This window comes from Phaeobacter sp. CC-HEC084, assembly GCF_059429255.1.
In genome coordinates this window covers 942,581-962,948 of the sequence record NZ_JCAIJQ010000002.1, presented here as the reverse complement: position 1 = coordinate 962,948, position 20,368 = coordinate 942,581, and the positions used below count along the sequence as shown (strand labels likewise).

Here is a 20,368-nt window from a genome sequence, read left to right as displayed (position 1 = left end):
TGAACTCCAGCCTTATTGTGTTTTTTGACAAGCCTTGGACTCAAGCCCGACCCTATGCGCCATACTCTTCCGATCGCACCGCAGTTCTATGTGACTGCGCCCCAACCATGCCCCTATCTGGAGGGGCGGATGGAGCGGAAGCTGTTCACGGCGTTGCAGGGCGATGGTGTCGAGCAGCTGAACAATAGCCTCTCACAACAGGGGTTCCGGCGCTCTCAGAACGTGCTGTATCGTCCGTCCTGTTCGGAATGTTCGGCCTGCCTGTCGGCGCGCATCAACGTGGCAGAGTTCACGCCCAGCCGCAGCCAGAAACGCACCAGCAAGCGCAACGCGCATCTGGTCCGCCGGGCAACATCGCCCTGGGCAACCGAGGACCAGTACCAGCTGTTCCGCGACTATCTGGACAGCCGCCACGCGGATGGCGGCATGGCCGATATGGACGTGTTCGAATATGCCGCAATGATCGAGGAGACTCCGGTGCGCAGTCGGGTGGTGGAATACACCAATCCCGAAGACAACGCACTGACTGCGGTGTCGCTGACCGATGTGCTCGAAGACGGGTTGAGCATGGTCTATTCCTTCTACAACCCGAACCTGCCGCAGAATTCGCTGGGCACCTATATGATCCTTGATCACATCGACATCGCGCGCGATGCCGGGCTGCCCTATGTCTACCTCGGCTACTGGGTCAAAGGCAGCCCCAAGATGGGGTACAAGGTCAAGTTCTCGGGCCTTGAGGTCTATCAAGGGGGCAAGTGGACAGCGATGTCCGAGGTTCAAGATACTGCGGACAGCCCTGCGACCGATACGATTTCCGAACAGGTCGCCAATATTCAGCTTCCCCAGCAGCCGGTCCACCGCGGGCGGTAACTCTCCAGCAGTCGACGGGCCCTAGCCCCAACAACCACGCAGCCAACCGCCGAAGGCGTCTCTTGGGGCTGCACGCGTGTCTCCATAGCCCAACCTTGACGCTATCCGGCGGATCTCGCCGGGTCCGGCCTGTCTGCCTGTGCGCTCCAGTCACTACCATCTGCACCGCCGCCATGAAAAAGGGGCCCCCGAGGGGCCCCTTAAGTCTTTGTGATATCCTGAACCGGATCAGCCTGGCATCAGCGCCGGTACGATTGTCACGATCGACGGGAACAGCCACAGGATCGCAAGACCAACCACCTGGATCAGCACGAAGGGAAGCACCCCGCGATAGATATGACCCGTTGTCACCTCCTTCGGTGCAACCCCGCGCAGGTAGAACAGCGCAAAGCCGAAGGGCGGTGTCAGGAACGAGGTCTGCAGGTTCACCGCAACCATGATGGTCACCCATTTCGGATCGAAGGAGCCGCCGTAGATCACCGGCCCGACAATTGGGATCACGATGTAGATGATCTCCAGGAAGTCGAGCACGAAGCCCAGGAAGAACAGCACCAGCATCACGATCAGGAAGACCGTCATCTCGTTGTCAAAGCTCTTCAGGAACTGCTGAATGTAGTGCTCACCGCCAAAGGAGATCACCACCAGGTTCAGAAGCTGCGAGCCGATCAGGATGGTGAAGACCATCGAGGTCACCTTCGCCGTCTCACGCACGATCGGCGTCAGAACCCCGCCCTTGAACAGCACCCAGCAGCCAAACAGCAGGCCGAACAGCGCATAAAGGTAGGCCGCGTAAGCGAAGAAGAAGGCCACCCAGCTTTCGAACGACACATTGTCCTGATTGATCCGCAGATCGAAGTTCACTCCGATCAGGATGCACAGGATCACCGCGAAGGTGGACCAGATGATCACCTTGCCCGAGCGTCCCTCGTCCTGCAGACGGCGATACGCCGCCAGCATGATGGCACCGCCTGCCCCCAGCGCCGCAGCGGGCGTCGGGTTGGTGATACCGCCAAGGATCGAGCCGAGCACGGCCACGATCAGAACCAGCGGCGGGAAGACCACCCGGATCAGATCGTTGCGCGCACAGCGGATCGCCGCCTCTTTACAGCCGTAAAGCGCGATCGCCAGCGGGATCAGCATCAGCAGCACCGTCGCCCCGGGGGACGTGGTCGGCGCGATCAGCAGGATGTCGACCAGTGCCAGCAGCAGAAGACCGATGGCCCCTACGATCAGCGGCTTGGTATCGCGCGACGGCGCGACACCGCGGCCAACGGCCAGAACCAGGCCCAGCAGAACGATGATCACCGCGATACCGGTGCCGATCGGCGCCGCGTTGGCAATCTTCTCAACCTCTGCCGCAGCGATCTCTTCCTCGCTCAGACGCTCAGCCGAGGCGACACCGCCAGCGGCATCAATCGCCTTCTGCTCTTCCACCGCTGCATCCCAGGCTTCCTGACCATGCAGTTCGATCATCGAGGCCTGACATTCCGCCCCGACCGAGGTGCGCAGCGACGCGGTCTGACCAGCGTCGGAGAAGCTGGACACATTGATGTTCTGCGAGCCAACGACGCCGAACGAGCCAAGCAGCACGGTGCCGACGATGATCGCAGCAGGCGCGCCCAGGAACCAGGTCAGGGCCTCGGTGCGGGTCACCGGTTCGTCACTGGCGCCGCCGAGCTCAACCGCAGGTGCCTTTTCCGGGTTCATCAGCGCATAGCCAAAGGCATAAAGCGCATAAAGAAGCGCCAGCATGATGCCCGGCAGCAGCGCCGCCTGGAACAGGGTCCCGACCGAAACCACCGCAGGCTCACCCAGGAAGGTCAGCGCATCGGTACAGCCCGCTTCCTGCGCACGGTTTTCCTGCGCAGTGGAGTAAAGATCCCCTGCCAGCGTGCCCAGAAGAACGATCACGATAGAGGGCGGGATGATCTGCCCCAGCGTGCCCGAAGCCGCAATCACACCCGTCGCCAGCTCCGGCGAGTAGTTGTTGCGCAGCATGGTGGGCAACGCCAGAAGCCCCATGGTCACCACAGTCGCGCCCACGATGCCGGTCGAAGCGGCCAGGAAGGCCCCCACAACCACGATGGACACGGCCAGACCGCCGGGCAGCGGGCCAAAGACGCGCGCCATGGTGGTCAGCAGATCGTTGGCGATCTTCGACCGCTCCAGGGTGATCCCCATCAGAACGAACATCAGAACCGCCAGCAGCGTTTCAATCGACGCCCCTGCCAGAACCCGCTCGTTCATGCGGTTCACGATGAAGGAGACGTTGCGATCCATCGCGCTTTCCCAGCCCTGCGGGAACACATGCTCGGCAACGCGTGGAAGATCCGGATATCGGAAGATGGATATGACATCGGGTTTGACGCCCGAATTCACCAGATCCCGGTAGACCTGCGACGAGGTGTCGATGGCCTGGTGAACCAGAAGCCCGGCACTGTCGAGCGCCGCGATAATCCCGAAGGAGATGATGCCGGCGCCGCCGATGGCAAAGGCCACCGGGAAGCCGGAAAGAATGCCTCCGAAAAGGCAGAAGAATACGATGATCAGGCCGATTTCGACGCCATCAAGACCGAATAGCATGTCAGCTGTCCCTTAGTTTAATGCGCGCCTTCATAGGCTTCTTCGCCCTCTCCAAGGGTATCCTTGTCGAGGTATTTGTTTTCACTACCCTGACCTTCGACGAACTCGAGGAACGAGCGGTAGAAGAAGGCAATGGCGTGCAGGAAGACGATGCCTGCAAACGAGACCAGCAGGATCTTGAACAGGAAGTACCCGTTGAAGCCGTTCGGGCTGAACCCGATGGTTTCCACGTTCCAGCGCAGCGCACGTGCTTTCATCACCAGCCGGTCAAGCCCATCAGAGGCCGAAGGCTTCGGCACGATCAGGTGGCGCCACAGGAAGAACCAGCCATACATCCAGGTCAGAACAGCCGCAGGCATCATGAAGATCAGCGAGCCGATCATGTCGATCACCCGCTTGGCGCGGAAGCTGATGCCGGAGTAGATCAGGTCAACCCGCACATGGCCGCCCTGCACGAATGTGTAGGCAACGCACATACAGACCACCAGCGCGTTATAGAGCTTCAACTCTTCGGCAAACCACGAGATGTCCATCTGCAGTTCGATCCCCAGACCGAAACTCATGTCCGGCCGGGCAAAGACCCGCTGCATGAAGACAATGATGATCTGCTGGATCACCATGATCAGACCGGCCCAGGCGAACAGGCGGCCGATGGTATTGGCAAAGCCTTCCAGCCCGCGCACCACGCCCCACATGACTTGGCGCTGGTAAATCCCCACCGCTGTCAAAACTAGAAACGCGGTAAACACTACAAAGAAGAACTCGACCGAGCCACCGAAGTAGACAAAGCGCATAAGCGACTGTTTGTCCTCTACGGACTCCAGCCCTCCAGTCCATGCCAGCCATTCGCTGGTATGGGAGAGCGCGTAGCCAAGATTGTAAAAGGCGCCAGCGATGTTCTGGACCAGCCAGACAAGACCACCCCACAGGGCGCCGAAAAAGGAAATGCCACTGTCGTCCTGCATTGTTCCCCCGGGATCATTGATTGCGGCGGGTCTTTAGATGAGCTGGCGGTGCTCCACAAGGAGCTGGCTTGCCCGGTTCGACCTGCTGCAATGGAAAAGGGATCCCCCGCACAATGGCGGAGGATCCGATGAAAGCGTAAGTACGCCGCTTAGCCCAGAACGCGGTCGCGCTGCGACACGTAGGTGCCCGAGGAAGTCTTGATCCAGGCGGAGGAGGACTTCATCGAAGCCATGGCGCTGTCGTGGATCTTCTTGTAGAGATCGTCGCCCATGTTTTCCGCATGCACTTCCATGGAAGCCTTACCGAAGGCATCCCAGACGGAGTCCGGGAATTCCATCAGTTTCACGCCACCGGCCTGCAGACGCTGCAGAGCGGCACCGTTGTTGGCCAGGAACTGTGCCAGGTTCCACTGGTGGCATTCAGCCGATGCGATTTCGATGATCTTCTGATGCGCGGGGCTCAGGCTCTCGAATACGTCGCGGTTGGTTGCAACCGACAGACCTGCACCCGGCTCGTGGAAGCCAGCGGTGTAGTAGGTCTTGGTGATTTCCTGGAAGCCGGCTTTTTCGTCCGCCCAGGGGCCGATCCACTCGGTGCCGTCGATGGCGCCAGAGGACAGAGCCTGGTACACTTCGGAACCCGGGATGTTCTGAACGGAAGCGCCCAGTTTACCCAGTGCCTTGCCGCCCAGACCCGGCATACGGAACTTCAGACCGTTGAAGTCTTCGGGGCTGTTGATCTCTTTGGAGAACCAGCCGCCAGCCTGCGCGCCGGTGTTGCCGCCGAGGAAGGATTTCAGACCAAAGATCTGACCCAGCTCGTCGTGCAGCTCCATGCCGCCGTCGAAGTAGTACCAGTTGGACAGTTCCTGCGCGGTCATGCCGAAGGGCACGGCGGTAAAGAAGGCATAGCCCGGGTGCTGACCAACGAAGTAGTAGTCGGCGCCGTGGTACATGTCAGCCTGACCCGAGGAAACGGCGTCAAACACTTCAAACGCGCCAACCAGTTCGCCGGCGGCTTTGATGTCGACAGTCAGGTTGCCATCGGACATGGCGGTGACGTTGTCTGCAACGCGCTGCGCGGCGTCAAACACGCCAGCCAGGCCACGACCCCAGGTGGTAACCATGGTCAGGGTGCGCTTGCCCTGAGCATAAGCCGGAGCTGCCAGAGTAGACGCAGCAGCGGCGGTACCGCCCAGAGCGGATGTTTTCAAAAAGGAACGACGATCCATGATGTTTTCCTCCCAGATATATGGATTGCCCGCAGCAAAGCCTTGGGCGGATCGGTTCGAGTGGCGTCAGCCTAGCCACGGGGCCAAACTTGTGAATACCTAGTACTGCGTAGATCGGCGCTTTTTTGGTAAGTTTCAGTCCGATTGTTGCACTAATTTTGAGCGCAGGCTTCTTTTGTTACGCAGGTGACGGCAAAATCTGCCTCAAAGCCCCCTTTGCTTTCGGATTTCGATTGCGTAACGATTCGCCTTCCCTCTCTCACAGCCGCCGGACAGCCCTATGCCCCCGTTCTCCAGCCTGTTTTCCAGCCTGTTCCGACCGAATTATGCGCAGAAACTTTCGCTTCTGGCGACGCTGCCTCTGGTGGTGGCTGTGGCGGCGATTGCGCTCTTGGTGGCCAATCAGTCCCGCGCCCTCGCCGAGCGGGAGATCAAGGCCTTGGAGCGGCAGCTGATCGAAGCCAAGAAGGCCGAACTGCGCAACTATGTCACCCAGGCCCGCAATGCCTTTTCCCATATCTATGGTCTGGCTGCGCCGGATGATGCGGATGCAAAGGAACGGGTGACGCAAATCCTTAGCGCGATGATCTACGGCCAGGACGGGTTCTTTTTCGTCTATGATTATGACGGCAACAATCTGGTCAGCCCCCGGCAAACTGAGTTCATCAACCAGAACTGGCGCGGGCTCACCGACAGCCAGGGCACGCCGGTCGTGGACACCTTCATCGAGCAGGCGCGCCAAGGCGCAGGCTGGCACAGTTTCATGTGGGAAAAACCATCGACTGGCGAAGAAGCGCAGATGGTAACCTACGTCCTTGGCCTGCAGGACTGGCAATGGGCGGTCGGGACCGGCGTCTTCATCGACGATGTACTGGCCTCGGTTGCCGCCAGCCGCGCCGAGGTGGAAGCCCGGGTGCGCCGGACCTTTATCTATATTGGCGGAATTACCCTTGTCGCACTGGTCCTTGTCTTTGCATCGGGCATGGTTCTGAACATCCGCGAACGCCGCCTTGCCGATGCCAAGCTGAAGGAACTGACACAGCGGGTTTTCGACGCGCAGGAAGAAGAGCGTGGACGCGTGGCCCGCGAGCTGCACGACGGGATCAGCCAGCTTCTGGTCGGGGTGCGCTATGCGCTGGACAACACCCGGCGGCGCCTGATGCGGGGCGATCACGATGGCGCTTCGGATCCGCTCGACAAAGGCATCGAACACCTTGGCATCGCCATCTCCGAAGTGCGCCGCATCAGCCGGGATCTGCGCCCGGGAGTGCTGGATGATCTGGGCCTTGGTCCTGCGCTGAAGGCGCTGACCGATGATTTTGCGGCCCGCACCGGAATCGAAACGGATTTTACCACTGTGGTGTTCCGCAACCGGCTGGATCAGGATGCCAAGATCGCCATGTACCGCATCGCGCAGGAGGCGCTGACCAATATCGAACGGCACGCGGATGCAAGCCATGTCAGTATCGATCTGCGTGGCCACGCCCGCGGCGCCACCATGCGCATCAGCGACAATGGCCGTGGCCTGCCCCAGAAAAAGCCCGAAGGCGAGCCGGGCATCGGCCTGCGCAACATGCAAGAGCGGATCGATCAGCTTGACGGCACCTTGCGGATTCTGTCATCACGGGGCACCCAGAGCGGCACGGTGATCGAAGCAACACTCCCTTTGAGCCATCTGCTGCCACCGGGGAACGAAGCCGCTCCGAAACGCGTGTCGTAGTGGCAGATGCAGGATCCGTATCTCTGCCGGGTCCGAAGCATATAGGCAGTTGGGGGATGGCACTCTGCTGAAAGACGGAAATTGCGAGCCTGTGCGTGTCCTGATCGTGGACGACCACCCGATGGTCGCCGAGGGCATCCAGTCGATTCTCGAAAGCTACGATGACATCGCGGTGGTCGGATCGTTGACCGACGGCGAAGAAGCGGTGAGCCGCGTCGCCGAGCTGGCGCCCGATGTGATCCTGATGGATCTCAACATGCCCCGGTTGGGTGGCCTCGGCGCCACCGAAATCATATTGGAGCGCTGCCCCAGCACTCGTATCCTGATCCTATCGATGCACGACAGCCCGGAATATATCTCTACCGCGCTCAGCCATGGCGCCATGGGATATGTGCTAAAGGACGTGCCCACCGAAGAGATCAAGGATGCTATCGACGCGGTGATGCGCGGTGAACGCTATCTCTGCACCGGCGCCGAAGGGTCGCTGAAACCCAAGGACAGCGGTTTGCGCGAGGCGCTGACCGGGCGCGAACAGACCATCCTCTTGGAACTGGCTCAGGGCAAATCCAACAAGGAAGTTGCCCTTGCGCTCGATATCTCGGTGCGCACAGTGGAAACCCACCGCAAGAACATCAAGCGCAAGCTGGGCATTTCCTCGACCGCCGGCCTCACCCGCTATGCGCTGCAACACGGCGTTCTACAGGGCACTGGCGTCGGCCTGTAGCCCCCCCATTCCCGGGGCATGCGACACCTGCGGCTGAGTCCCCGCGGCTCGGGTTTCGGTCACATTTCCGGGAGTCTCCTTTTGAGAAATGTCGCAACGCGCCCCTTGAGCGCAAGAAAATGTCGAAAGACGGGCATTTTTGATGGGTTTGCCTGTTGACGCCCCTGCCGGCCGGTCATAGTCTGCGCTTCAACGCAAAAGAGGAGCCTGGGGTAAATGACCTCCCTAGTCGTCATTGTAGGAACCAAGCGCATGGGCCGGTAACGGTTGACCATAATCTGACCCATGCGCCTCCGACCTAGAAAATCGGGGGCTTTTTTTATGCGGAATGGACGTTGCCGCCAACTGGAGCAAAAGCAGATGACACGTGAAATGACCGGCGCAAAAATGGTTGTTCAGGCCCTGAAGGATCAGGGCGTGGACACGGTATTCGGATACCCCGGTGGCGCCGTGCTTCCGATCTATGATGAAATCTTCCTGCAGAACGATATCCGCCACATTCTGGTCCGCCACGAGCAAGGCGCGGTACATGCCGCCGAAGGGTATGCGCGTTCGACCGGAAAGCCGGGCGTCGTTCTTGTCACCTCGGGGCCAGGTGCAACCAATGCGGTGACCGGCCTCACCGATGCGCTGCTCGATTCCATTCCGCTTGTGGTGCTGACCGGTCAGGTGCCGACCTTCATGATCGGCTCGGACGCCTTCCAGGAGGCGGACACCGTTGGCATCACCCGCCCCTGCACCAAGCACAACTGGCTGGTGAAAGACACCGACAAGCTGTCCGGTACCCTGCACGAGGCGTTCCATGTCGCCACCTCGGGCCGCCCCGGTCCGGTGCTGATCGACATTCCGAAAGACGTGCAATTCGCCACTGGCACCTACACGACGCCGCGCCCCTCGGCCTCGCATTACCAGCCGCCGGTCAAGGGCGATATGGAAGAGATCACCGAACTGGTAGCCGCCATCGAAACCGCCAAACGCCCGGTGTTCTATACCGGCGGCGGCGTGATCAACTCCGGCCCCGGCGCCAGCCAGCTGCTGCGCGAACTGGTGGATGCCACTGGCATTCCCGTGACCTCGACCCTGATGGGCCTTGGCGCCTATCCTGCGTCTGGCCCGAACTGGCTCGGCATGCTGGGTATGCATGGTCTTTATGAGGCCAACATGGCGATGCATGACTGCGACCTGATGATCAATATCGGAGCGCGGTTCGACGACCGGATCACTGGCCGCATCGATGCCTTCAGCCCGAAATCGACCAAGGCGCATATCGACATTGATCCTTCCTCGATCAACAAGGTGATCCGCGTCGATATCCCGATCGTCGGTGATGTGGGCCACGTGCTGGAAGATCTGCTGAAGGTCTGGAAATCCCGCGGTCGCAAGACCAACAAGGAAGCGCTGGCCAAATGGCAAGCCAAGATCTCCGAATGGCGCGCGGTCAATTGCCTGTCCTACACCCCGTCCGAAGGCACCATCAAACCGCAATACGCGCTGCAACGCCTTGAGGAGCTGACCAAGGGCCACGACCGTTACGTCACCACCGAGGTTGGGCAGCACCAGATGTGGGCGGCGCAGTTCCTTGGCTTTGAGGATCCCAACCGCTGGATGACCTCAGGCGGACTTGGCACCATGGGCTATGGTTTCCCGGCCTCCATTGGCGTGCAGATGGCGCACCCGGACGCACTGGTGATCAACGTCGCCGGCGAAGCGTCCTGGCTGATGAACATGCAGGAGCTTGGCACCGCCGCGCAATACCGCCTGCCGGTAAAACAGTTCATCCTCAACAACGAACGCCTTGGCATGGTGCGCCAGTGGCAGGAACTGCTGCACGGTGAACGCTACAGCCACTCCTGGTCCGAGGCGCTGCCTGATTTCGTGAAGCTCGCCGAGGCCTTTGGCGCCAAGGGCATCATCTGCAAGGACCCCAAGGATCTGGACGATGCGATCATGGAGATGATCAACCACGACGGTCCGGTTGTCTTTGATTGCCTGGTTGAAAAGCATGAGAATTGCTTCCCGATGATCCCCTCGGGCAAGCCCCATAACGAAATGCTGCTGGGCGAAGCCGAGACCCAGGGCGCCATTCAGGCCGGAGGTGCGGTGCTGGTCTGATCCACGCCGCTCCCCCTTCACCGAATTGATGGGCCCGGCAATCGCCGACACGGCCCGATAGGAATGAAAAAGGACAATTCCATGTCTGCCCTACACATCAAAAAAGGCGCCAGCAAACATTCGGCGTATAACCTACGGCCCACGTTTTCCGACGTGCAGGAGCGCCACACGCTGGCCCTGCTGGTCGAAAACGAACCCGGCGTTTTGGCCCGTGTCATCGGCCTGTTTTCCGGACGCGGCTACAACATCGAAAGTCTGACCGTCGCCGAAGTCGATCACACCGGACACCTCAGCCGCATCACCGTGGTCACCACCGGCACGCCGCAGGTGATCGAACAGATCAAGGCACAGCTGGGCCGTATCGTTCCGGTCCACGAGGTGCACGATCTGACCGTAGAAGGCCCCGCGGTCGAGCGGGAACTGGCGATCCTCAAAGTCGTGAGCGATGGTGACAAGCGGGTCGAGGCCCTGCGTCTTGCCGATATCTTCCGCGCCAACGTCGTGGACAGCACGCTGGAAAGCTTCATTTTTGAAATCACCGGCGCCCCGGACAAGATCGATGCCTTTGCCGATCTGATGCGCCCGCTGGGACTGATTGAAATCGCCCGTACCGGCGTTGCCGCCCTGCTGCGCGGCACCTGATTGCCGCTCCGGGAGGCTCCCCTGCCTTCCGACCGCATGTCGTGCACCGAAAACACAAAAGGCCGCCCGATCTGGGCGGCCTTTTTTTGCGACGTCCGGGTTACTGGAAAATGACGGGGCCAGCAGCGCCATGTCCGCTTGTAACAAAGCGCTGCGCCAGACTGTTCCGACAGTGCGGGGGTTACCCGTACCGCGCGGCCGTGTGCCATTTTGAGAAAGCCGGAAAGGGTATCACATTGTCTTCCGTTACCACCTCGACACCGCCAGACGCTTCAAAACTCCGCCCTGCACCTGTTGCGCGAGCCGGATGATCGGCCGTCACCGCTGTTGAAGCCGCTTTTGGCAGCGGTGCTGCCTCGACCAGCATCTCGGACAGGTCAGGATACCCGACCTCTTCCAGAATGACCGCATTGGCTGCCAACCGCATATTGCCTTTTTCGGTCAGGTCAAACTGTACCCAATCTCCCTTACACACCGCCGTCTGTGAGGCATCTCTGTGCCGGGAATAATAGGCCAGATCCCCCTGATCCTCACACCAAATAATTGCTTTTCCGACGGCGACATCACTCCAAAGTACATATCCGATCATGTTGCAAGCCTCGTTCGTTTATCGCTCAATTCTGGGCCAATTGGAGAGGCGCCAACATGGCAAATACTGCGTCGGACTATTGCAATTTGTGTCAGCGAGGATAGTATCCCGACGTGATTTAGAGACAACATTGACGCGACAAAGCGACAACCCATCGTAAAATGGAAATATTTGTCGCGATCAACGGTCGGGGATTGAGGCCACAATGGCTGCCATAGCAACAGCAAGAGATGACAACCGCGCCCGGCAATCGCGTTCTCCCGCAGAATTGCGCGACATGTTTGGCGCCAACCTGCGTCATCTGGCACAGCAATACCCCTCCATCTCCGAACTGTCGCGGCGCCTTGGCATCAACCGGACGCAGTTCAATCGCTACATGTCCGGCGAAAGCTTTCCGCGGCCGGACGTTCTGGACCGGATCTGCTGCTTCTTTGATGTGGATGCGCGTATCCTGCTGGAGCCGGTCGATACAGTTGGCAAACAGGACAAGATCCTGCACGGCGCCTTTCTCAATGATTTTCTGGGCCATGGGATCGAGCAGCTGAGCGAGCAGATCTTCCCCTCTGGCTATTACCGTTTTACCCGGCGCAGCTTCATCAACGGTGACAGTTTTGTCGTTGGTCTGGTGCGCGTAAGCCGCGATGGAGGCGGCGTCGCCTATATCAAGGGGTTTGAGGCCAAGGATGCGATGCGGTTTCAGGGCCTGCCCGAAGACCCGGCATCGCGTGAGTTCCGCGGCGTGCTCAGCTGTCACGAGGACGGCGTCGCCTTCCTAATTTCCCGGCGCCGCGCGATGACCTTTTCCTTCAACTACTTAGCGCGCGTGGCCTCACTTGAAAACAATTTCTGGGTTGGCTACGTGGCCCGCACCGTGCGCGAAAGCGGCGATGAGCGGGTCACCCGGATGGTCTATGAATACCTCGGCCGCGACATGGGGCCTGCGCTGGCCGTGGCCCGCAATGCGGGCTTTGTGAGCGAAGAGGACCTGCTGCCCTACCACCGCCGCCTGCTGCGCATCAACGAACCGTTCTCCTGACCAGGGACACCCCGCCGCCCTAGGTCGGGGATGTGGCGAGCCGGTAGATGTGCCAAGTGGCGTGGCCAAGCAACGGCAGCACCACCAGCAGACCGGCAAAGGCGGGCAGCATGGCCGCGAAGGTCAGCACCGCAATCAGCACCGCCCAGAGCATCATCAGCGCAAAATTCCGCTGCACATAGGTAAAGCTGGTGATCATTGCAGTGACAAAATCCACCTCTCTGTCCAGCAGCAGCGGCAGAGAGATCACCGTGATCATATAGAGCAGCAACGCGAACAACGCGCCTACAACCGTTCCGACTGCCAGCATCGTAAGCCCCTCGACCGACAGGAAGACATCCAGCGAGGTAGAGATATTGGTCATGGTCGACAGCCCCAGAAACAGGGCAAAGATCATGTGGCCAAGGAAAAACCAGAACAGAAACACCACAATGATGATGGCACAGATCGACGGCAGCTGGCGGCGGCTTTGCTGCAGAACCACCCCCAGAATGGCCCGGGCATCCATTGCCTGCCCCTGTTCGCGCCGGTGTGAGACCTCATAAAGCCCTACGGCAGCAAAGGGACCGATCAGGGGAAATCCGATGGCCGCCAGCACCAGCCAGAAGGTGGTGCCGGTCTGTGCCGTAACCCAGGCCATCGCCCAGCCCGCCAAGACGTAAAACCCGGCAAAGAACAACCCGTATCCGGGCTTGGCCAGGAAATCCGCCCATCCGCGTCGCAGCGCCTCGCGCAGGATTTCTGCGGTCATCGGCTGCATTTCCGGTACACCAAATGCCTTTTCTGTCATCGAAACGCTTCCTCCCCGAAACGTTTCCCCTCCCCCGGGTCCTTCCTTAACCCTGTGGAGGGGCGTTTTGCGGCCATTGCGTGGCCGCGTGATACTGCTGGCCCAGTGCCAGGATATTCTGATCCTGCCCCTGTGCGCCAAAGATCTGGATGCCCATCGGCAGGCCCGCCTCGCTGAACCCCGCAGGCGCACCAAGACAGGGCAACCCCAGCAGGCTGACCGGCACCACCACCTGCATCCAGCGGTGATAGGTGTCCATCTCAACGCCTGCGATCTCGCGCGGGTAATCTATATCGACCGGGAACGGCCAGCATTGCGCCGTCGGCAGGATCAGGGCGTCGTAGTCCTGGAACAGCCGCGCCGCGGCCCGCTGCCAGTCAGAGCGCGCATCGGATGCCTCCTGCACCTGTTGCGCCGTCATCGAAAGGCCGCGCTCCAGCTCCCAGATGGCGGTGTCCTTCAGATGCTCGCGCCGATCATTGAACACCCGCAGGCCCGCCGCCACGGCAAAGGAGCGCAGGGTAATCCAGGCCTCCCAGATGCGTTCAGCCGGGAACGGGGGCGCCACGGCTTCAACCGTATGACCCAAGTCTTCGAATGTCTTGGCAGCCGCCTCGCAAAGCTCAAGGATCCCCGGCTCCATCGGAAAGGCCCCGCCCCAGTCGCCAAGCCAGCCAATCCGCATCTTTTCAGCCTCCGGCAAAGGCATCACCGGCGCCCCGCCCGAGGCCAGCGGCTGACGCGGGTCCGGACCACTCATCACGTCCAGCAGCAGACCGATATCCTCGGGGCTGCGCGCCATGGGGCCAAGGGTCGATAGGGGGTGCATGAACAGATCCCCCTTTGGTTCGGAGGGCACCCAGCCCCAGGTGGGGCGAAAGCCGTAGACATTGTTCCAGCCCGCCGGATTGCGCAGCGACCCCATCATGTCGGAGCCATCCGCCAGCGCCACCATGTCAGCGGCCAGCGCCACAGCCGCCCCGCCCGAAGAGCCACCACAGGTGCGCCCCTGATCAAAGGGGTTTCGCGTCGCGCCATAAACCGGGTTGAAAGTATGCGACCCCAGCCCGAATTCAGGCGTATTGGTCTTGCCGATCAGGATCGCCCCCGCCGCCCGCAGGCGCGAAACGAACAGCTCATCCTCGGAGGGCACGAAATCCTTCAGAAGCGGCGAGCCCTGGCTGGACACGATGCCCCTGACATTGGCCAGATCCTTGACCGCCATGGGCAGGCCATGAAGCGGACCTAGCGGTACATGGGCCGCGCGCATGGCATCGGCCTTGCGGGCCTCCTCCATCAGCTCATCGGCGGGCCTGAGCGCCACGATGGCATTCAGATCCGGGTTCACCGCCGCAATCCGCGCCAGTGTGCGCTCCATCAGCGCCGTGGCCGTCAGGCTGCCATCATGCAATTGCGCCAGAAGATCGCTGGCAGAGCTGTACTGGGTCATGATCGACTGGGCTCCATTCCGGGAATGAACAAAGCCTAGCGACAGATTTTTGCAAAAGAAAGCGGTGACTTGTCTCAGTTCGCTCCTGATACGTTCACGCGCCTTCGTCCCCCGGCGCTGTGAGCCAGCTAATCAGATATCGCAGGGCGACATAACTCACGCAGGAGATGCCAACGTAAAGGTTAGCTTTCCACCACCAAAACATGAACCAGTTCGTCGGCTGCCAGAAATTGGGTTCATCACTTCCACGCATCTCGAACAGATATGCCCCATCGCGGACTTCCGCATCAAGGACGACACCGCCAACAAGAAATTGAAAGAAAAGCCCGCCGAATAACACAAAGAACCAAGCCGGAACAATAACAGTTAGCTCCAACCTGTGAAATCTCGGCCAATACGGTCGTTTGGACAAAAAGCGCTTACTCCGCCTGCGCGTCCGCGCGGCTTTTGCCGGAGACGTTCAGCGCCAAGGTCGCAGCCATGAACCCATCGAGATCGCCATCCAGAACGCCCTTGGTGTCCGAGGTCTCATGCCCCGTGCGCAGATCCTTGACCATCTGGTAGGGCTGCAACACGTAGGACCGGATCTGGTTACCCCAGCCCGCGTCGCCCTTGTTCTCGTGGGCTTCGTTGATGGCCGCGTTGCGACGGTCCAGCTCCAGTTGATACAGGCGCGATTTCAGGGCCTTCATGGCGATATCGCGGTTCTGGTGCTGGGATTTTTCCGAGCTGGTCACCACGATCCCGGTGGGATGGTGGGTGATCCGCACCGCCGAGTCGGTGGTGTTAACGTGCTGACCGCCCGCACCGGACGAACGGTAGGTATCGATACGGATATCCGCCGGGTTCACTTCGATGTCGATATTGTCGTCCACCACTGGGTAGACCCAGACCGAACAGAAGGAAGTGTGACGCTTGGCAGCTGAGTCATAGGGTGAAATCCGCACCAGACGGTGCACACCGCTTTCGGATTTCAACCAGCCATAGGCATTGGGGCCGGAGATCTTGTAGGCGGCGGATTTGATGCCTGCCTCTTCACCAGCGCTTTCGGATTGAAGCTCGACCTTGTAGCCTTTCTTCTCGGCCCAGCGGACGTACATGCGCGCAAGCATCGAAGCCCAGTCGCAGCTTTCAGTGCCACCCGCGCCCGCATTGATTTCGAGGAAGGTATCGTTGCCGTCCGCCTCGCCGTCCAGCAGCGCCTCCAGTTCCTTTTCGGCGGCCTTGTCCTTCAGCGCCTTCAGAGCGTCCTCGGCGTCGGTGACGACCTCCTCGTCCTCTTCCATCTCGCCAAGCTCGATCAGCTCCATATTGTCGGCCAGATCCCGCTTGATGCCCTTGTAGGTATCAATCGCATCGACCAGCATCTGACGCTCGCGCATCAGTTTCTGCGCCGCTTCGGGATCGTCCCACAGTCCCGGATCCTCGACCCGGGCGTTGAATTCCTCCAGCCGGAACTCCGCAGTTTCCCAATCGAGCCGCTGGGCGAGAAGCTCCAGCGATTTTTCAATCTCGGTCACGATATTCTGGGTTTCAGCGCGCATCTTGGGAGTATCCTGTCATGACGTTCAGGCTGGCGTGATAGCCCAGAGACCAAGGCAGAACAAGGGTCTGCGCCTGTCCATCGTCAAGCAGTGCGCATAGGCGGCCGACAATCGCGCCCCGCGCGCAATACCCCCGTCAAAGCCGGTGCCCGCAAAGGCACAGGCGGGCGGTCAGTAAAGGCCGCCCGAACTGATGGTGCCAAAGCTGGCCTTTGGCCCCAGAACCGCGGTTCCACCGCTTGAGGTGGTAACCTTGCGCCCGGATTGTTCGACCTCTTCGATCAACGGCAGGCTGGAGCCCATGGCAAAGCCGCCATCGAAGGTCATGCCAAAGATCGGCTCAGCCCCGTCGCGGAAGTATTCCGCCACCACATAGGCACCCGAAGCATCATCCGGCAAAGGCGCGCCGGTATAGCGGTCGATCTTGATGAAATGGCCGCCTTCGGGCACTTCGAAGGGACCGCCGCCGAATTTTTCGACAGCCTTGGTCATGAACTGCTGGAACACCGGCCCGCACATGGTGCCGCCATAGGCGCCACGCCCCATCGGGCGGGGCTGGTCAAAGCCCATGTAGCAACCCGCAACGATATTGGAGGTAAAGCCGACGAACCAGACATCGCGCGAATCGTTGGTGGTGCCGGTTTTGCCCGCGGTGGGCACCGGCAGGTTGATCACGCTGGAGGCGGTGCCGCGGTCGACAACCCCCTTCATCATCGAGGTCAGCTGATAGGCGGTGATCGGATCCATCACCTGTTCGCGGTCGGCAACGATACGCGGTGCCCGTCCAGGCTCCAAGGAAGCCACGGCGCAATCGACGCAGTCGCGGTCATCGTGGCGGTAGATCGTCTTGCCAAAGCGATCCTGAATGCGGTCCACCAGGGTCGGCTGCACCCGCTGGCCGCCATTGGCGAACATCGCATAGGCTGCAACCATCTTGTAGAGCGTGGTTTCCTCGGCCCCCAGCGAGTTGGCCAGATAGGTGCCCATATTGTCATAGACGCCAAAGCGTTCCGCATAGCCCGCGACCACCGGCATGCCGACCTCTTGCGCCAGTCGGATGGTCATCAGGTTCCGGCTCATCTCGATCCCGGTGCGCAGCGGCGTCGGACCGTAGAACTTGTTGCTGGAGTTCTTGGGCCGCCACAGACCTTGCGGCGTGTTGATCTCGATCGGGGCGTCGACGATGATGGTCGCCGGGCTGTATCCACTGTCCAGCGCCGCCGCATAGACGAAAGGTTTGAAGCTGGACCCAGGCTGTCGCTGCGCCTGGGTGGCGCGATTGAACACCGAATGCTGATAGGAGAACCCGCCCTGCATCGCCAGAACGCGGCCGGTGTTGACGTCCATTGCAACGAAACCGCCCTGCACTTCGGGGACCTGCCGCAGCGACCAATGGCTAAAGGCATCGTCTTTCATCTCGGCGCGGACCAGCACCACGTCTCCGCGGGTGAAGTTGTCCTTGAAATTGCCCTTCATCCACTTGATGTCAGAGCGCGGCACGCTGCCGGTTTCGGCAACGCCTTCTACGCCAACGGTAAGCGACTGATCGGCCACTGTCAGCACCACGGCAGGCAGCCATTTGCCACCCAAGTCGATGTCGCGGGACACATCGGCTTGTCCCAGCGCCTCGCGCCAGGTCTCTTCGGAGGCGAGTTCCTCTTCGGTGAGAGCTACCCCTGTGCCCTTCCAGATCCCACGCGAACGGTCATATTTCTCCAGACCTTTGCGCATGGCCAGCGCGGCCTCTGTCTGCATTTCCTCGTCGATAGTGGCGCGGACGGTGAAACCACCGGTAAAGAATTCACCTTCCCCAAAGTCCTGCGACAGCTGGCGGCGGATTTCATCGGTGAAATAATCGCGCGGCGGCAGAGCGGTACGGAAGCTTTCGAAATCGCCGTTCTGAACCGAGCGCAGCGGCTGTTCGACCTCCACCTTGTAGACGTCTTCGGAGATATAGCCGTTCTCGTACATCTCGCGCAGCACGTAGTTGCGCCGGGCCAGCAGCCGGTCCTTGCGCCGAACCGGGTGATAATCTGACGGCGCCTTGGGCATGGAGGCCAGCGTGGCAGCTTCGTGCGGGGCCAATTCGCCAAGGGTCTTGTTGAAATAGGTCTGCGAGGCCGCCGCGACCCCGTAAGAATTCTGCCCCAGGAAAATCTCGTTCAGATAGAGCTCAAGAATTCGGTCCTTGTCGAGCGTTTCCTCAAGCCGGGTGGCGAGGATGATTTCCTTGATCTTGCGCTCGGCCTTACGGTCACCGGACAGAAGGAAGTTCTTCATCACCTGCTGGGTGATGGTCGAGGCACCGCGCACGTTGGACCCGCGCGAGCGAACCGCTTCAATCGCGGCGGCAGCAATACCACGGGCATCATAGCCTGCGTGAGAATAGAAATTCTTGTCTTCGGCAGAGATGAAGGCCTGTTTCACTAGCGCCGGGATCTCGTGCGACGGGGTGAACAAGCGCCGTTCTTCGGCGAATTCGTCGATCAGTTGTCCTTCGCCCGAATAGATCCGGCTGATGGTCGGGGGCTGGTATTGCGCCAGGGATTCGTGGCTGGGCAGGTCGCGCCCATACATCCAGAAGACCGCGCCAATGGTCAGTGCAACCACCGCCACGCCAAGCGTGATGGTACTGAAAATGGAGCCGAAGAAGGATAGAATGAACCTGAGCACGGAATAAAGCCTCTCTCGCACGGTCCCGCCTATATAGGAGCCCCTGTTACCGGGGTCAAAACGGGAAGCGGCGAATATATGCCGCTGGTGTCAGGAAAACCATAGAGGATTCGGGGCCGCAGCGACAGGCGCTGTCGCAACCAGTGGGTCAGTCGGCACCTGCGCGCCGATCCCCATGGGCGCCTTTTTCCTACTTTCCGGCTACTGGCGTACCAGCGGGCGCAGCGCATCATCGCGGATACGCCATTCGATCAGGCCAGACAGAACACCGCGCGCCGCCTGGGCGCGCCACTCCGGGTCCTTTAGGTTCTTCAGATCGCGGGCGCTGGACAGGAAGCCGATTTCGATCAGGACCGACGGGATATCCGCCGATTTCAGTACCGAAAATCCGGCCGAGCGCATGGGCCGCCGGTTGAGCGGCCCGCCCTGCTCCGCCAGCCCTTCGACGATGGCGCGCGCCAGCGCCTCGCTGCGTGGCTGGGTTTCCTGCCGGGCAAGATCCAGCAGCACATCCGTCACCAGATCATCCGCCGCGCTGAGGTCTGTCCCAGACAATAGATCCGACCGGTCGTGCCGCTCGGCCAGGGTGGCCGATGCCTTGTCCGAAGCCTCTTTCGACAGGGTATAGATGGTCGATCCCCGCGCGCCGCCTTCGGAGAGGGAATCCGCGTGCAGTGAGATGAACAGATCCGCCCCCGCCTGATGCGCCAGCGCAATCCGGCGCTCCAGCGATACGAAGTAATCCCCATCACGGGTCAGCTGCACCGAAAACTGACCCGAGCGCACCAGCATTTCGCCGAGTTCAAAGGCAAATTGCAGCATCAAGGTCTTTTCATCGAGGCCGCCCTCGACCTGCGCACCGGGATCGATGCCGCCATGCCCCGGGTCCAGCACCACCAGCAGCGGCGCATTGTCATCACGCGGGGCAGCCGGTGTCAGCGGCTCGGGCGCGGGCAGGTCCCAGCGCCGGTCCTGCGGGGCGCCGGCATTGGCGGCAAACTGTTCGGCATCTGTTTTGTCCAGCGTGACCGACAGGATCGCGCCCGCTGTCACCGGATCAACCTCCATCCCGGCGGCGCTAACCTGCATCGGTCCGGCCAGCGCCAGAACCATACGCGACCAGCCGGGCACATAGGTGCCGAACTGCACATCGCGCAGGTTTTCGCCTTGGATCAGGTTCTCGCGACGCAGCCCCGTCCAGTCCACCTCCTGAAAATCGAGCACCAGACGCGGAGGGTTGTCGAGCGTGAACAGGCGATAGGGCACCCCCTGACTAAGGTGCAGATCAATCTCTGCCCCCTGCCCCGCATCCCTGATACGGCTCTGCTCGGCATCAATGCGCGCGAGCCCGGAAAACCCCTGCGCCATGGCCGCGCCGCCCAGAAACAGCGCCGCGATGATCGCCAATATCCTGCCTGTCATCCTGTTCCTGCCCATT

General features: G+C 60.7%; 16 protein-coding genes. 6 read left to right on the top strand and 10 right to left on the bottom strand.

Features of this window, described 5'->3' with window-relative positions:
* Positions 1-54 precede the first annotated feature (54 nt).
* Entirely contained in the window at positions 55-870 is an 816-nt protein-coding gene (locus AC5SSZ_RS05040) for an arginyltransferase (protein ID WP_274828962.1), read from the top strand.
* Between the two features lie 228 nt (positions 871-1,098).
* On the opposite strand, the gene AC5SSZ_RS05035 is transcribed toward AC5SSZ_RS05040, so the two are convergent.
* The 3 genes from AC5SSZ_RS05035 to AC5SSZ_RS05025 form a co-directional block, all read right to left on the bottom strand.
* Entirely contained in the window at positions 1,099-3,453 is a 2,355-nt protein-coding gene (locus AC5SSZ_RS05035; protein WP_065270599.1) for a TRAP transporter large permease, read from the bottom strand.
* Between the two features lie 17 nt (positions 3,454-3,470).
* Entirely contained in the window at positions 3,471-4,418 is a 948-nt protein-coding gene (locus tag AC5SSZ_RS05030; RefSeq protein WP_065270600.1) for a TRAP transporter small permease subunit, read from the bottom strand.
* A 149-nt stretch (positions 4,419-4,567) separates the two neighbouring features.
* Positions 4,568-5,650, bottom strand: a complete 1,083-nt coding sequence (locus tag AC5SSZ_RS05025) for a TRAP transporter substrate-binding protein (RefSeq protein ID WP_065270601.1) — start codon at positions 5,648-5,650, stop codon at positions 4,568-4,570.
* A 280-nt stretch (positions 5,651-5,930) separates the two neighbouring features.
* Between AC5SSZ_RS05025 and AC5SSZ_RS05020 the strand changes: the two genes are divergently transcribed.
* From AC5SSZ_RS05020 to ilvN, 4 genes are all read left to right on the top strand, one after another.
* Positions 5,931-7,370 carry a cache domain-containing protein gene (locus AC5SSZ_RS05020; protein ID WP_065270602.1) on the top strand — a complete coding sequence of 480 codons (1,440 nt, stop codon included), beginning with the start codon at positions 5,931-5,933 and terminating at the stop codon, positions 7,368-7,370.
* Positions 7,371-7,461: 91 nt separating this feature from the next.
* Positions 7,462-8,094: a response regulator transcription factor gene (locus AC5SSZ_RS05015; protein ID WP_274828961.1), complete on the top strand. Its 633-nt coding sequence runs from the start codon at positions 7,462-7,464 to the stop codon at positions 8,092-8,094.
* A 360-nt stretch (positions 8,095-8,454) separates the two neighbouring features.
* On the top strand, positions 8,455-10,206 hold the full coding sequence (locus AC5SSZ_RS05010; RefSeq protein WP_274828959.1) for an acetolactate synthase 3 large subunit: 1,752 nt from the start codon (positions 8,455-8,457) through the stop codon (positions 10,204-10,206).
* 81 nt (positions 10,207-10,287) lie between these two features.
* Positions 10,288-10,848, top strand: coding sequence for an acetolactate synthase small subunit (ilvN, locus tag AC5SSZ_RS05005; protein ID WP_065273495.1), 561 nt, complete (start codon positions 10,288-10,290; stop codon positions 10,846-10,848).
* A gap of 181 nt (positions 10,849-11,029) precedes the next feature.
* Here ilvN and AC5SSZ_RS05000 read toward each other — a convergent pair whose 3' ends face one another.
* Positions 11,030-11,437, bottom strand: coding sequence for a hypothetical protein (locus AC5SSZ_RS05000; RefSeq protein ID WP_495437361.1), 408 nt, complete (start codon positions 11,435-11,437; stop codon positions 11,030-11,032).
* A gap of 277 nt (positions 11,438-11,714) precedes the next feature.
* Here AC5SSZ_RS05000 and AC5SSZ_RS04995 point away from each other — a divergent pair, with 277 nt between their 5' ends.
* Entirely contained in the window at positions 11,715-12,473 is a 759-nt protein-coding gene (locus tag AC5SSZ_RS04995) for a helix-turn-helix domain-containing protein (RefSeq protein ID WP_065270606.1), read from the top strand.
* A gap of 19 nt (positions 12,474-12,492) precedes the next feature.
* Here the strand turns inward: AC5SSZ_RS04995 and AC5SSZ_RS04990 are convergent, their stop codons facing one another.
* The 6 genes from AC5SSZ_RS04990 to AC5SSZ_RS04965 form a co-directional block, all read right to left on the bottom strand.
* On the bottom strand, positions 12,493-13,263 hold the full coding sequence (locus tag AC5SSZ_RS04990; protein WP_495437359.1) for a DUF2189 domain-containing protein: 771 nt from the start codon (positions 13,261-13,263) through the stop codon (positions 12,493-12,495).
* A 46-nt stretch (positions 13,264-13,309) separates the two neighbouring features.
* Positions 13,310-14,713, bottom strand: coding sequence for an amidase (locus tag AC5SSZ_RS04985; protein ID WP_368998751.1), 1,404 nt, complete (start codon positions 14,711-14,713; stop codon positions 13,310-13,312).
* 94 nt (positions 14,714-14,807) lie between these two features.
* Entirely contained in the window at positions 14,808-15,089 is a 282-nt protein-coding gene (locus AC5SSZ_RS04980; protein ID WP_347508985.1) for a hypothetical protein, read from the bottom strand.
* Between the two features lie 43 nt (positions 15,090-15,132).
* Entirely contained in the window at positions 15,133-16,257 is a 1,125-nt protein-coding gene (gene prfB, locus AC5SSZ_RS04975) for a peptide chain release factor 2 (protein WP_495437355.1), read from the bottom strand.
* Between the two features lie 171 nt (positions 16,258-16,428).
* Positions 16,429-18,930, bottom strand: coding sequence for a penicillin-binding protein 1A (locus AC5SSZ_RS04970; protein ID WP_274837231.1), 2,502 nt, complete (start codon positions 18,928-18,930; stop codon positions 16,429-16,431).
* A 201-nt stretch (positions 18,931-19,131) separates the two neighbouring features.
* A complete protein-coding gene (locus AC5SSZ_RS04965) occupies positions 19,132-20,352 on the bottom strand; it encodes an N-acetylmuramoyl-L-alanine amidase (protein WP_347508988.1) in 1,221 nt (406 codons plus the stop codon).
* Between the last annotated feature and the right edge of the window lie 16 nt (positions 20,353-20,368).

Excerpts from the sequence above, each read along its gene's own strand:
- AC5SSZ_RS05035 (WP_065270599.1), bottom strand. The coding sequence starts at position 3,453 with ATGCTATTCGGTCTTGATGGCGTCGAAATCGGCCTGATCATCGTATTC.
- ilvN (WP_065273495.1), top strand. The coding sequence starts at position 10,288 with ATGTCTGCCCTACACATCAAAAAAGGCGCCAGCAAACATTCGGCGTAT.
- AC5SSZ_RS05025 (WP_065270601.1), bottom strand. The coding sequence starts at position 5,650 with ATGGATCGTCGTTCCTTTTTGAAAACATCCGCTCTGGGCGGTACCGCC.
- prfB (WP_495437355.1), bottom strand. The coding sequence starts at position 16,257 with ATGCGCGCTGAAACCCAGAATATCGTGACCGAGATTGAAAAATCGCTG.
- AC5SSZ_RS05030 (WP_065270600.1), bottom strand. The coding sequence starts at position 4,418 with ATGCAGGACGACAGTGGCATTTCCTTTTTCGGCGCCCTGTGGGGTGGT.
- AC5SSZ_RS05020 (WP_065270602.1), top strand. The coding sequence starts at position 5,931 with ATGCCCCCGTTCTCCAGCCTGTTTTCCAGCCTGTTCCGACCGAATTAT.
- AC5SSZ_RS05000 (WP_495437361.1), bottom strand. The coding sequence starts at position 11,437 with ATGATCGGATATGTACTTTGGAGTGATGTCGCCGTCGGAAAAGCAATT.
- AC5SSZ_RS05040 (WP_274828962.1), top strand. The coding sequence starts at position 55 with ATGCGCCATACTCTTCCGATCGCACCGCAGTTCTATGTGACTGCGCCC.
- AC5SSZ_RS05010 (WP_274828959.1), top strand. The coding sequence starts at position 8,455 with ATGACACGTGAAATGACCGGCGCAAAAATGGTTGTTCAGGCCCTGAAG.
- AC5SSZ_RS04995 (WP_065270606.1), top strand. The coding sequence starts at position 11,715 with ATGTTTGGCGCCAACCTGCGTCATCTGGCACAGCAATACCCCTCCATC.
- AC5SSZ_RS04990 (WP_495437359.1), bottom strand. The coding sequence starts at position 13,263 with ATGACAGAAAAGGCATTTGGTGTACCGGAAATGCAGCCGATGACCGCA.
- AC5SSZ_RS04965 (WP_347508988.1), bottom strand. The coding sequence starts at position 20,352 with ATGACAGGCAGGATATTGGCGATCATCGCGGCGCTGTTTCTGGGCGGC.
- AC5SSZ_RS04985 (WP_368998751.1), bottom strand. The coding sequence starts at position 14,713 with ATGACCCAGTACAGCTCTGCCAGCGATCTTCTGGCGCAATTGCATGAT.